The sequence below is a fragment of the Methanobrevibacter sp. genome, from assembly GCF_030539665.1.
Taxonomy (GTDB): Archaea; Methanobacteriota; Methanobacteria; order Methanobacteriales; family Methanobacteriaceae; genus Methanocatella.
The window spans coordinates 222,377-234,480 of record NZ_JAUNXR010000003.1; the positions used below are offsets into that span (position 1 = coordinate 222,377).

General features: G+C 33.8%; 15 protein-coding genes. 5 read left to right on the plus strand and 10 right to left on the minus strand.

What is annotated here, in order from left to right:
• Window positions 1-16 precede the first annotated feature (16 nt).
• Both Q4P18_RS05285 and Q4P18_RS05290 read left to right on the plus strand, forming a co-directional pair.
• Complete coding sequence (locus Q4P18_RS05285; protein WP_303336440.1) at window positions 17-955, plus strand: transcriptional regulator; 939 nt, start codon at window positions 17-19, stop codon at window positions 953-955.
• A gap of 9 nt (window positions 956-964) precedes the next feature.
• Window positions 965-1,357 carry a hypothetical protein gene (locus Q4P18_RS05290; protein WP_303336442.1) on the plus strand — a complete coding sequence of 131 codons (393 nt, stop codon included), beginning with the start codon at window positions 965-967 and terminating at the stop codon, window positions 1,355-1,357.
• 13 nt (window positions 1,358-1,370) lie between these two features.
• On the opposite strand, the gene Q4P18_RS05295 is transcribed toward Q4P18_RS05290, so the two are convergent.
• Window positions 1,371-2,117 (minus strand): hypothetical protein, encoded by a 747-nt coding sequence (locus tag Q4P18_RS05295; protein ID WP_368660192.1) that lies wholly within the window; start codon window positions 2,115-2,117, stop codon window positions 1,371-1,373.
• A gap of 62 nt (window positions 2,118-2,179) precedes the next feature.
• Window positions 2,180-2,518, minus strand: coding sequence for a heavy metal-binding domain-containing protein (locus Q4P18_RS05300; RefSeq protein WP_303336448.1), 339 nt, complete (start codon window positions 2,516-2,518; stop codon window positions 2,180-2,182).
• A 110-nt stretch (window positions 2,519-2,628) separates the two neighbouring features.
• Between Q4P18_RS05300 and serA the strand changes: the two genes are divergently transcribed.
• Window positions 2,629-4,203 carry a phosphoglycerate dehydrogenase gene (gene serA, locus Q4P18_RS05305; protein WP_303336450.1) on the plus strand — a complete coding sequence of 525 codons (1,575 nt, stop codon included), beginning with the start codon at window positions 2,629-2,631 and terminating at the stop codon, window positions 4,201-4,203.
• A gap of 72 nt (window positions 4,204-4,275) precedes the next feature.
• On the opposite strand, the gene Q4P18_RS05310 is transcribed toward serA, so the two are convergent.
• The 4 genes from Q4P18_RS05310 to Q4P18_RS05325 form a co-directional block, all read right to left on the minus strand.
• Entirely contained in the window at window positions 4,276-4,821 is a 546-nt protein-coding gene (locus Q4P18_RS05310) for a Mov34/MPN/PAD-1 family protein (protein WP_303336452.1), read from the minus strand.
• A gap of 13 nt (window positions 4,822-4,834) precedes the next feature.
• On the minus strand, window positions 4,835-5,566 hold the full coding sequence (locus Q4P18_RS05315; RefSeq protein ID WP_303336454.1) for a tRNA(His) guanylyltransferase Thg1 family protein: 732 nt from the start codon (window positions 5,564-5,566) through the stop codon (window positions 4,835-4,837).
• Window positions 5,567-6,328, minus strand: coding sequence for an aspartate dehydrogenase (locus Q4P18_RS05320; protein WP_303336456.1), 762 nt, complete (start codon window positions 6,326-6,328; stop codon window positions 5,567-5,569).
• Window positions 6,329-6,389: 61 nt separating this feature from the next.
• Window positions 6,390-6,785, minus strand: coding sequence for a PRC-barrel domain-containing protein (locus Q4P18_RS05325; RefSeq protein ID WP_303336458.1), 396 nt, complete (start codon window positions 6,783-6,785; stop codon window positions 6,390-6,392).
• Between the two features lie 233 nt (window positions 6,786-7,018).
• Between Q4P18_RS05325 and Q4P18_RS05330 the strand changes: the two genes are divergently transcribed.
• Complete coding sequence (locus tag Q4P18_RS05330; protein ID WP_303336462.1) at window positions 7,019-7,744, plus strand: tRNA-binding protein; 726 nt, start codon at window positions 7,019-7,021, stop codon at window positions 7,742-7,744.
• A 9-nt stretch (window positions 7,745-7,753) separates the two neighbouring features.
• Here the strand turns inward: Q4P18_RS05330 and Q4P18_RS05335 are convergent, their stop codons facing one another.
• Genes Q4P18_RS05335 through Q4P18_RS05350 form a run of 4 tightly spaced genes read right to left on the minus strand, consistent with a single transcriptional unit; the run spans window position 7,754 to window position 11,370 of the window.
• A complete protein-coding gene (locus Q4P18_RS05335; protein ID WP_303336464.1) occupies window positions 7,754-9,166 on the minus strand; it encodes a lactaldehyde dehydrogenase in 1,413 nt (470 codons plus the stop codon).
• Window positions 9,167-9,184: 18 nt separating this feature from the next.
• A complete protein-coding gene (locus Q4P18_RS05340) occupies window positions 9,185-9,367 on the minus strand; it encodes a class III signal peptide-containing protein (RefSeq protein ID WP_303336467.1) in 183 nt (60 codons plus the stop codon).
• Window positions 9,368-9,371: 4 nt separating this feature from the next.
• On the minus strand, window positions 9,372-10,295 hold the full coding sequence (locus tag Q4P18_RS05345) for a type II secretion system F family protein (protein WP_303336469.1): 924 nt from the start codon (window positions 10,293-10,295) through the stop codon (window positions 9,372-9,374).
• A 52-nt stretch (window positions 10,296-10,347) separates the two neighbouring features.
• Entirely contained in the window at window positions 10,348-11,370 is a 1,023-nt protein-coding gene (locus Q4P18_RS05350) for a Xaa-Pro peptidase family protein (protein ID WP_303336471.1), read from the minus strand.
• Window positions 11,371-11,459: 89 nt separating this feature from the next.
• Here Q4P18_RS05350 and Q4P18_RS05355 point away from each other — a divergent pair, with 89 nt between their 5' ends.
• The gene (locus Q4P18_RS05355) at window positions 11,460-12,101 is read left to right on the plus strand and encodes a site-2 protease family protein (protein ID WP_303336473.1); all 642 of its coding nucleotides are present in this window, start codon (window positions 11,460-11,462) and stop codon (window positions 12,099-12,101) included.
• Window positions 12,102-12,104: the final 3 nt, after the last annotated feature.

Here is a 12,104-nt window from a genome sequence, read left to right on the forward strand (position 1 = left end):
TAAAGAGGCCTTTACAATGCAACATAGAAATGATATGAATTCAGAGATAAACAACTTCTTAAAATCAGAAGGGTTTGAAACTTCCAATATTTATGACCATGGTGCATTTGATATTGTAGCTCGTAAAAATCTTCTAATACTTCTTGTCAAGACCTTTGGAAACATTGATGGAGTAAATAAAACAAATTCCGAAGAAATGAAACAATTAGCCAGCATATTCTTAGCTTCCCCATTGATAATTGGAGAAAAATCAAGAAACGGAAAATTGGAAGATGGAGTAATATATGAAAGATATGATATTCCAACAATTACCCTAAACACATTCAAGCATATGATTTTATATGATGAATATCCTGAAATAATAGCGGATAGAGGAGGATATTTCGTCAAGATAAATGGAAATGTATTGAAAGAGTATAGGGACAAAAATTCATTATCTTTAAAAGATTTGGCAGACATGGCTCATGTATCAAGAGCAACCATGTACAAATACGAAAATGATATGGTTAAGGTAAATACGGAAACCGCAATCATATTGGAGGAGATATTAGGTACAAAAATTACTGTTGACATAAATCTTTTAAAGCCTTCTGAAAGCAGTGAAAACCTGAAGTATAGTGATGATGAAAATACGAAAATATTGTCAAAGCTAGGATATGGAGTTATTTCAACAAACAAAAGTCCTTTTGATGCGGCCGCAAAAATCAAAAACAAGGAATCCAATCCTTTAATTGCCAATGTTGAGAAAAATAGGACTCCAAAAACATTAGAGAAAATGGCAGTTCCCTTGAAGGATTTGTCCTTAATCACATCATCCGACTCTGTATTTATAGTGGATAATGAAAAAATAAGCGAATCAATTGGAGAAATTCCAGTAATTAAATCCTGGGAATTGAATGAATTTGAAAGTTCACAAGACTTATTGAAATTAATCAAAGAAAGAAAAAACAATTAGGTGAGAGATATGGAAAATTTAAAAATCGAAGGAATGAAAGATTATCCTATAAAATGGATCTGTAACTTTAGAGGGCAAAAAGCAATTGGAGTATGTGGATACAGCCAGAAAATAGCAATGTTTGCAGCAGATCCAAGGGTTGCCGGAATAATTGAAGACATTGTAATAGGAACTGACCCTGAAGCAGAAGGTTTTGGATGTGAAGAAAAAGACAGATGCTGCAATTTTGATTGCAAATACTGTGAAATCGACGCTAAAAAATACTTGTCAATAACCGGTAAAAAACCTTCAAATAAAAATGTAAAAGAATTGGAACAAGGTTTGAAAAGCCTTAACCTTGAATTGGAATCATTGAAATACGTTCCTTTCGACAAATATGAAGTAGTGGATTGTAAGGAATAAACTTTACAAAACACTATAATTCTTTTAATGCTGTGAAATCTTCTTTTACTTCTTTTTCATTAGCTACACCAACAGTTATGAGGTCAGCTAAACCAAAATCATCCAGAAATGAGAATGCTTCCTTAGGTGTTAAAATACCTGCAGCCAATACTCTAGATGCAATTATTTTTTTATCTAATTTTAAGACCTTTTGTTTGAATTCTTCCCGTTCATTTTCTAAAAATGAAGGAAGATCCATCATATAGGCCAATTTGTTTAAAGGAATCATGTAAAAGTCGAACAAATCCAAATCAATATTGTTGGCCAACTGTTCTGTGGTTTTATTAGGAAATGAAGTGGAAATGCCTGCTAATGAATCAGTATCATTAATGGCTTCCAAAATTTCATTGTTTAAATTCCAGTCATAGCCATCAGTTATGAATTCGTCGATGAGCATTATTGGAGTTTTGAATTTTGAAAACAATTCTATATCCTCATCCCAATCAACCTCTTTAGCCACATCATAATTAGGAGCCATATAATCAACTTCTGACTTTCCGATAGTAGCTATTACATCCATATTGCAACCACTATTCAAAGCTATTTCAAAACCTTCAATAAGTGCATCATCATTAACAAGATTGATTGCCCTTACTCCCTGTTCGTATGAATCCACGATGATTTTAGCTATGTTATCGGGATTTCTGTGCAAATCCAGCTGGTATAATCTGGCCCTATGGCCAAAATAAGGCTCTCCAATAAGTGGAGCATATCCCAGAATGGTTCTGGGAATATCCTTGCCCTTATATATTAGGTCATCCTGAAAAATTTGAATCCCCTCAATCAGATTTTTCTTACAACAACAGCAGTTCCATAAGCTAAAATTTCCTGCATAACCTCAGAAATATCATTAGAATCATAACGAGCTGCAATAATAGCATTTGCACCCATTTGCTCAGCATGTTCAATCATTCTTTTTAATGCTTCATCACGGGTTTCTTCCATCATTTTAACATATTCCTTAATTTCACCGCCAAAAATAGAACGTACACCTGCAGCTATTTGACCTCCAGCACCCCTGCTTCTTACAGTCAAACCGTAAACAAACCCTTTGGTTTCTAAAATCTCATATCCTGGAATTTCATTTGAAGTTACAATTGGAAAATAATCTACAGTTACCATCATAATCACCCACTATTAATTATTTTAATTAAATTTTAAATATAAGGAGATATATAAAATTTATTGTTATCAAAATTTATGTTTATAACAATATTATAAATGGTGAAATAATGAAAGTACTTGTTGCAGATGCAATTAATGAGAAAGGTATTGAAAATTTAAAGCAAGCCGGAGAAGTTGTTGTTGATACCGACATCACTCCTGACGAATTGGCTGAAACAATCCACGAATACGACGCTATCGTGGTAAGAAGTAGAACAAAGCTTACAAAAGACATTATTGACAAAGCAGATAATCTTAAAATTATCGCAAGAGCTGGAGTAGGTGTAGATAACATCGACTTAGATGCTGCTACCGAAAAAGGAATCATGGTTGTAAACTCACCGGAATCTACTTCAATTACTGTAGCTGAACATACCATGGGCTTATTACTTGCACTTGCACGTAAATTATCCATAGCAGACAAATCTGTAAAAGATGGCAAATGGGAAAAGAAAAAATTTATGGGTGTTGAACTTAGAAACAAAACCCTCGGTGTTATTGGAATGGGTAGAATCGGTTCACAGGTAGTAAACAGATGTAAAGCATTTGAAATGGATGCAATAGTTTATGACCCTTATCTTCCAGAAGAGGTTGCAAACCAAATGGGAGTTACATTAACCGATTTGGAAACTGTTCTTAAAAATGCTGATTTTATTACAATCCACGTACCTCTTACTCCTGAAACCAAGCACTTGATTTCAGACGATGAATTTGAAATAATGAAAGATACTGCATTTATCGCTAACTGTGCTCGTGGAGGAATTATTGACGAAGATGCACTTTATACTGCATTGCTAGAAAATAAAATCGGTGGAGCTGCTTTAGATGTATATGAAGAAGAACCACCAGCAGAGGATTGTAAATTATTCGAATTGGACAACATCATTTTAACTCCACATATTGCTGCATCAACTAAAGAAGCTCAAAGGGATGCTGCAATTATCGTAGCTGATGAAATTATTGAATTAGCTAAAGGTGGAACCCCTCAAAATGTTTTAAACATGCCACGTATCGACACCAACACATATAAAAAATTAACCCCATATGTGGAGCTATGTGAGAAATTAGGTAGTTTCATTGCACAAGCAATAAGCGGTAAAATCAAAGAACTTGAAGTTGTTTACGCTGGAGAATTAGCAGAAATCGACAATATCGAAATCTTAACCAGAACCATCCTCCAAGGAGTAATTAATCCATTTTTAGGTTCCCCTGCAAATGCTGTAAACGCTCCTTTGATAGCTAAGGAAAGAGGAATTAGCATTATTGAAGGTAGAAAAAATGATGCTAAAGGTTACGGATCTTTAATCAAAGTAACTGCTAGAACCAATGAAGAAACATTCTCTGCAGTAGGAACAACCTTACACGATCCAAAAATATTAAAAGTAAACGACTACTGGGTAGACGTAAAACCAGAAGGCCACATGTTTATTGCTAAATATGAAGACATTCCTGGAAGCATAGGAAAAATAGGCACTAAACTTGGCGAACATGGAGTAAACATTGGAATTATGCAAGTCGGAAGAGAAGAAAAAGATGGCAAAGCTATCATGATTCTCACTTTAGATAAAGAAATTCCACAAGACGTAATTAAAGAAATCCAAGAATTAGAAAATGTTTACGACGCAGTCGGACTCGAATTATAAAAAACAATATAATTATTTCACCAATATTGTTTTTTTATTTTCTTCTTTTTTTAAAAAAAATATTAACTGAATTCAATCATCAAAGAATTCATCATCATCATCCTCATCAAAGAATCCCGGTTCAAAGGTTTCCCCTTCTTTTAGCACATCGTCCTCATCGAAGAAATCATCAACTTCATCCTCAACAAGATAGCTGTAGTCCCCAACAGTATAATCCATTGGATCACCGTATTTGTCATATGCCCTGAATGTTTCAAGTGAGTATGGAAGACAAACGATCATGTGGAAAACCCCATGTTTTGAAAAGGTCTTTAAGTCAGCTTCTGAAGGCTGTGCACTTGGTCCCGGATGGCAATGAACAGACCCCCAATATTTCAATGTTGGAGGAACCATTTCACTGTGAAAAACGGCACCGGTGCTGCAAGTTTCACCCGGCAAAAAAATCAATCCTGTAATATAAAGTATATTGTCTTTAATTTCACCATCAAGAAGAGCTAAAAATTCATTTGGAAAGGCTTGGGTAGAATAATATATGACAGATTCCAAAACTTCTGCATCAACCCTAACCTCATCAAATTTATTATCATCGTTGCTAAAAATCTTTGAAAGAAAAGACATGAAAATCACCTTATTAAATTATATCCATCTCATTAAAAAACCTATCTGAAAATATCGGCAGATCAAGATCCCTGTAAATATAATTTCTATAGGTGGTGTTAGGAGTCATTTCTTTTTTGTTGAATCCTGCTATTTCCTTTTGTTTTTTATAAAATCCCATTCCTCTTTTTTTCCAATTTTCAACATCGTTTAAGTTGATTCCTTCATTGAACAACATTTCATGAATATCCTTCCCTTTCAATCCTGATATTCTGTCATTTGCTTCTTTTGAAGAGTATTTGGATTTTAAAAACCATATACCATAGCCATTGACACAATTTCTCCAGGCTTCATCCTGACGCCATTTAAAGTATTCTGCAATTTCATTTTTATTTACTGGAATTACCCTACAGTCAAAGGATATTGGCTTGTATAATGGTTTTTCGAAGTAGTTGCTGTAGTTAAGGGTGAATGAGCTTGAAGTGAAACTGGCAACTACTGAATCTATTTTTTCGAGTCTTTGGTTAAATGGAATTTCATTTAAGAGAATGTTAATCTCATCAGAAAAAGTATAAACAAAAGATGGTGAAAACTCTTTTAATATGTCTTCACATACATCAGCCATCAAATTGGCGAAGTTTTCATCATAAGGTTTAATTAAATCAATTTTAGATGCAAGATTATGAAAGCTTCTACCATCTACTCTCAAAATAATAGAAGAACTTTTAGGAATTTTCAGGTCCGAATAAATTTCATAATCTTTCATTTACATTCCAACAGTTATTGTTTCATTAAAACTTTTAAGCAATTTAATTGCGGATAAAGCTGCAAGCATGCTTGTTTTAGGATTTGCAGCACAAGGATAATTCATGGTAGTGGTCTTAAACTCGCCGAAATCCCCCTTAACGGTAAGCTCATGCACATTCCTATCAACTTTTGGATCCACTATAATTTTAACGTCGATATCCCTATTACATGCCAAACTGATGGTAGCTGCCACATTAATGTTTAATGGAAATTCCTTAACAGCCTCTGAAGCCTTACCTTCAAATAAAACCTCTTCATTATCAATAAGCTTGCCTAATGATTTTGGAGATTTGCGAGTCACAAGACGTACCTCATCCAAATTAAAGTTAGCAACGGCCTTCAAACCGTCAAGACCAACCACAGCACCAGATGGAAGATGTATATGGGCCCCATTTTCTTCAGCTATCTTTAAAGCAAGAGAGTAAAAATCCTTATCCATCATTGCCCCAATACTCATAATGATCATATCAATACCATTTTCCAAAGCGATTGTCGCATATTCCTTAACGGAGTCTGGAGAAGCACATTCTAAAATCAAATCAACATCAGACAACATATCTTCAAAATTAAGAACTGCAACCCCACCTGCAATCTCAGCAAGGTTTTCAGCGCGCTCCACATCATTGTCGAAGAAATGAGAAATGTTAATATTGTTATCGCCGATGACATGTGATACAATAATATTAGCTATTGCACCACATCCAATTATCCCAACATTCATAAAAATCACTAAAATAATGTAAATAACGAAAAAATAATAAAAAAAGAAGTAATGTTAGAGGCTATAATTTTTCAGCTCTAACTCTGTGTTTTTCTTGTTTTTTTGCATTTTGATTAGATTGAGGTGTTACAGCTTCAGGAATTGGAGGTTCTCTTTTCACTTTTCTTATATCTCTTGGATTTATTAGCATGATGTCTCCAATAGCTTGAACTTTATCAAAATCAATGGTTAGCAAATCATGTTTGAAACTTCTAACTTCATCCTGTTGTTCCATCCTAAAACCATTGCTCAATAATCCCCTAAGACCGATTTCTTTTTTCTCAGGTTCTATTGCTCTTACTTGTAATTTTGAAATAGTTCCTAATCTTATATTGAGAATAACATCAGCAACACGACCTACATATTGACCTGTGATTGTGTATATATCTAAATCATATAAACTTGAAACTTTTACCATTATAACACCTACAAATAATTAAATTAAATTATTTATATTTTATTTTTCTGTTTATATAAATAGTTTATGATTAAAAAATGAAAAAAAATAAAGAAAAAAGGCAAAATCATAGAAAAATAATAATAAAAATAAATAAAAAGAAAAATTTAAACAAAAAAATAATTAAAAAAGCATAAAAATTTATAAATTTAAAAAACAAAGATTAAAACAATAAATCAAATGGAGATTATAAATTGTGGGATACAAGTAAAGATTATAGGATTTTAGTTGCAAATGAAGCACGTGAAAATTATTTAAATTTGATTCCAACAGCATCATTTAGAGGAAATTGGAATAAAAAAATGGCTATTGATACAGCAAAAACCATGAATAGTGATTTTCAATCATTACTTTACTCCTATCTCGAAGGAGATGACCTTCCAAACTCTCCAGATGTAGCAAATTTGGCCGAAAAGGCTGAAAAAATTATTGAATATTTGGGCGGTCCCGATTGGAACAAGAAGTTCCTAAATGGAGCACCTAAAGAAGACCGCAACAAGACAATAGCAAATATTGCAAAAGTCAGATTCTTTTTAGACAGCATTTTAGGTCTTAAAGACCGTTTGGCACTTGGTCCGATTCCTGATCCAATTATGGGAATCGACATTAAGGTTGGGGAAGTAATGAGTGTCATGAAACATCCTGAAGCTGATGCATTGATGATTTGTAACGTGAACCTTGGAAACAGAGCGATAACCGTTGTTACAAATGATTTGAATGTAAAAGAGGGAAATAGGGTAGGAGTTTCATTATTGCCTCCACAGGAATTTATGGAGATTACAAGTGAAGGAATGTTCTTAGGAATGAACGGAAGCATTCTAAAAGAAGTTGATGGCGAATTGGGCCAGATGCCTAAAGGAATTCCCATGGAATCACTTAATGAGACCCGTAATTTAGTAGAATCCTACTTGAAAAAATAAAAGGTTAAATTATCTTAAATTTAACCCTATCAATTTTGTTTTTGTCATATCTTCAACAGCATATTTTATGCCTTCCTTTCCAGTTCCACTATTTTTAAAACCACCAAAAGGCATGTTGTCTGTTCTGAATGTTGATTGCTTGTTTATAAATACAGAGCCTGCCTCAATCTCGTTTGCACATCTTAATGCATCCCTAAAGCTTTCTGTGTAGACTCCTGCCTGAAGGCCGTAGTCAGTGCCGTTGGCTACCTCAATAGCTTCATCGATTCCACTTACTCTAATTATTGGTGCTACAGGCCCAAATGTTTCTGATGTCACCAGATCCATTTCAGGAGTTACATAATCCATAACGGTAGGTTGGAAGAATGCATTTTCCCTTTTTCCCCCAGTTAAAACAACTGCACCATCCTTTACAGCATTATTAACTGTTTCTTCAACTTGAATAGCTGCCTTTTCACTTATAAGAGGCCCTACATCAGTATCCATACTCATAGGATCTCCCATCTTAAGCTTTCTAGTTTCCTTTGTGAGCTTTTCTGCAAATTCGTCCGCTATTGCATCTGCCACAATTACTCTTTTAACTCCCATACACACCTGGCCTGCATTTAGATATGCTCCTCTCATAACACCCAAAACAGCCTCATCAATATTTGCATCCTCTAAAACGACCAATGGATCATTACCACCCAATTCCAAAGTTATCTTTTTCATTCCAGCCCTATTTGCAATGAACAATCCTGTAGCCACGCTTCCTGTAAATGATATTTTATCAACATCAACAGAAGCTACGATTGCATCACCAACTTCCGAACCATATCCTGTCACCACATTTATTACACCATCTGGAAATTCCTCATTTACCAAATCGGCAAATTTCAAGACAGTCAATGGAGCATCCAATGGAGGCTTTACAACAACCGTATTTTTGGCAGCTATTGCAGGAGCTATTTTATGAATTGTTAGGTTCAAAGGATAATTGAATGGGGTGATTGCTCCAACAACCCCCAAAGGAATTTTTTGAGTGAATGCAAAAAATCCTTTTCCATTAATTCCAGCATCCAATGGAACGGTTTCGCCATAAATGCGCTTGGCTTCCTCCGCTGAAAGTCTTAAAGTTTCCAATGACCTATCAACCTCAACCAATGATTCTTTGATTGGCTTTCCAACTTCCTTTGTTAAAAGTTCAGCAAATTCCTGCCTATGTTCCTTTAGCTTTTCATATACTGCATATAATTTATTAGATACCTTAAATGCAGACATTTCCTGAATTGCTGATTTTGCTTCAACTGCAGATTCAATAGCCAAATCAACATTATTCAAATGAGAAATTGGAACAGTATCCACAACTTCACCATTGTAAGGATTTATAACTTCATGCAAATCATTATCTGATACCTTTTTACCGTTAATTAGCATATCCATATTATCGCCTATTCACCATCATTTAAAATAATTATTTATTTCATTTAATTTATTATTAAGCCCATTCACTTCATTGTTTTTAATATTTTTTGATAAGTCACTTAAATAATTTTTATAAAATATCAAACCAATCATTACAATTACAATCATGCCACCAATTATTAAAATCAATTCTGCTGCAACCTGACCCTTTTCATCCATTTTATCACCCCGAAATTAAAATTTGACCTGCGAAATTAGATATTATGTAAAATATTCCACAGGAAACCAGAACCAAAGGAATTGAAAATTTTATTCCCTTTTTAAAATCCCCATATAGAATTATGCTAATGATAAGACCTATTAAAAAGGAATGTATAACCAAATAAAGTTCTCCTGCAAGAGGGGCAATTGTAATAACTTCTGATGTTTTTCCAAAGCTTTCCATAAAGCTTCCATAAACACTTATCATTCCAAGAGAGAAAGGACTTGCGATTACTGCGGAAATTAGCAGAAACATCACTGCCATCATGACAGAAGATCTTCTTTCTCGCTTCAAAGCCAAAATGTCCCTTAAATCATTAGAAATGTCCATTATCACATTTGCAATCCCACCTCCACTTTTACGGCCGTCCAGAATTATCATGAAAACCCTTTCAATCTCTTTTGATTTTAAACGTTTGCACATGGCAATCCAACATTCATCAAAATTCCCTCCCATTTTAATTTCTATCAACGTTCTTCTCATCTCGTCATACAATGGACCAGATCCGTATTTAGACATATCCTCCATTGCGCTTTCAAAGCTCAAACCCACTTTCAATATACTGGCCAGCTGCCTTAAAAAGTCAGGAGCGGAATTTTCAATTTGGCTGATTCTACGCTCTTGCCTCAACATTGAAAAAGCATAAAATGCCCCAATTATGAAAAATGGAGCTATAAGAATGACTAAAGAGAATTTTAAAAATAAGATTAAAATAATCAGAACAAATTCCATTGATAAAAATAAAAAAATAAAATAAGATAAAAGTTTTATTGGATCAACAATAATGTCTGAAGAAAGTAAAAATTCCTGAAATCTTGATAATTGCTTTTCAGGAAGTTTATTTTCCAAAAATATTGATATGAATGAAATAATTTTAAGTTCCATGTATTTACTAAGTTTTTAAATGATTTAAAGACTTAGTTGGAAATTAAATCAATTATTCAATCACAAGTGGCAATTTACCCAATATTCTAGCCTTGTTGTCGATAGCTACAGTATCCTCCAACCTAACACCAAACTCCCCTTCAAGATAGATTCCAGGTTCTACTGTCATAACCATGCCTTTTTCAACAATTGTTTTGTCTTTAGATGAAAATGAAGGGGATTCATGAATATCCAAACCTAAACTATGACCTGTTGAGTGAATAAAATTATCGCCATAACCATATTCAGATATGATGTCACGTGCAATCTTATCCACCTCCCAACATTCCATTCCTGGCTTGATTTTATGAATGGTCTTATTATGAGCTTCAGCTACAATATCAAAAATTTCATGCTGTTTTTCTGTGTAAACCAAAGTCCTTGTATTGTCAGAGCAATAGCCATTGTATTTAGCTCCCCAGTCTATTAGAACAGGATTTGTTATTTTATCAGGTGTGGGAACAGCATGAGGTAAGCTGGAATTGGCACCGCTTGTTAGAATTGTTTCAAATGATGGTTCTGATGCTCCGTTTTCACGCATATATTTATCCAGTTCAAAGGCCACCATATTTTCCTGTGCACCATATTCATGTTTTTCGATGATTTTAATTTGTCTGAAAGCCTGCTGTGCAATTTCAGTAGCCTCCTCTATTTTAAAAATCTCTTTTGGACTTTTGATTGCTCTTTGTTTATTTACAAAATCCACGGCAGATATGTCAAAATCATCCCTGAATTTCTCATAAGTGCCGTATTCCAAGGACGGTTCTATAGCCAGCTTTTTAATTGATTTTCTTAAATCATCAATCATGCTGGAAAATGATTCGAACTCTTTTATTTCAATGGTTGAATCCCTATTTGCAATTTCCAAATCCATTTTTGAAGTATAAATTACGGGATTCTCCTTGATTACTGCAAAAGCAAAACTTGTAGGTTTGTAGTTTGATAAGTATTGAATATTTGAAAAATTAGCTAATAAATATCCATCATAACCGTCTTTTTCCATATCATTTAAAATATTTTTTATATGAAGCTCCATGATAACATCTCCTTAAAGATTGTATTAATTTATTTAATATTTAAAGTTAAGGAAAAAAGTTTATATAAAAAATAAGATATTTTATTAGTATGATTAGATTTACTAAAACAGAAGTGAGAGATTTACTAATATCTTTCATAGTTATTTCACTTTCTTTTGCTATTTTATTTACAGGCAGAAATCTTGCATCTGCAATTTATATCCTTCCAATAGCCATGGTCGGTGTAGGGGCAGGGTTTATCCTACATGAATTAGGACATAAATTCGCTTCAATTCATTTTGGTTATTGGGCCGAGTATAAGTTATGGCCTGCAGGATTAGTAATTGCATTAGTAAGTTCATTCTTCGGATTTGTATTTGCAGCACCTGGAGCTGTTTATACCTATGGAAACTTCGTAAGCGAAAGAGAAAATGGAATAATCTCAATAAGCGGACCTATTGTAAACATTATTTTAGCATTGATATTTTTAGGTGTGGCCGTTTTCATTTATCCTGCCGCATTCTACAGTGGAAGTCTGCAGATTGCATTTTTAGTTTGCAGTTTAGGTTTTAGTATAAATAGCTATTTGGCTGTTTTTAATTTAATACCAGTATGGAACTTAGATGGATCAAAAGTTCTAAGATGGAATGGATTGATTTGGGTAATTACAATAGCGATTGCTGGAATAATGACCTATTTCTCCATGACAATAGGTGTTGAAAATATTGTAAGAGCAATAATAGGATTATAGATT